Origin of the sequence: Vibrio sp. S11_S32 (assembly GCF_014694465.1) — a bacterium.
In the GTDB taxonomy this organism is placed as follows: Bacteria; Pseudomonadota; Gammaproteobacteria; order Enterobacterales; family Vibrionaceae; genus Vibrio; species Vibrio algicola.
Map to the genome: position 1 here is coordinate 1 of NZ_JAAUWS010000139.1, position 758 is coordinate 758.

Sequence of the window (758 nt, forward strand, 5' to 3'; positions counted from 1 at the left end):
CTATATTGCTCAGGAGCGGATTCCCCACAAGCAGCATTGGCAGAGACAAAAAATATCGTCTTGTTCGACTATCAAAATAGTCGAGCGAGAGCGTGCCCTATGGATTTTTTAGGGAATTACTCTGGTTACCTGCAAAGTGATGGCTATGGGGCTTATGATGGTTTAACCAAAGTGGTTAATGTTGGCTGCTTTGCTCACGCTCGCCGAAAGTTTATGGATGCGAAAAAGCTTCAAGGCAAAGGTAAGGCAGGCAAAGCAGATATGGCGTTGGCTCAAATCCAAAAGCTGTACGCACTTGAGTCAAGATTAAAAACAGAATCAGCTGAAAAGCGGTGGGTAGAGAGACAACAACATGCCAAGCCTATGCTTGATAAATTCTATGTGTGGTTAACCACGCAAAAAGTTATCGGATCCAGTCCTTTGGGGAAAGCGATTAAGTATACCTTAGGCCAATGGCCTAAGCTGGTTCGTTACATCGATGATGGTCATTTATCTATCGATAATAACCGAGCAGAGCGAGCAATAAAATCGCTGGTGATAGGTAGAAAGAATTGGTTATTTTCCAACAATAAAAATGGCGCAGATGCTAGTGCTTTGCTGTACAGCATTATCGAGACAGCAAAAGCCAACGGGTTGATAATTTATGATTACATGGTTCAGTGTATGAAGGAACTGGCAAAGCCAGTCCCTGACATCGACTCACTTCTCCCTTGGAATTTTTCACGCTAAAACGCCCCGTGGGATTATGGGGCGCTTAC

The 758-nt window shown here is 43.9% G+C and carries 1 protein-coding gene; it reads left to right on the top strand.

Annotated features, from left to right (window positions below; genetic code table 11):
* On the top strand, positions 1 to 729 hold a 729-nt coding region (tnpC, locus tag HC723_RS16985; RefSeq protein ID WP_190339941.1), incomplete at its 5' end, for an IS66 family transposase.
* Positions 730 to 758 lie beyond the last annotated feature (29 nt).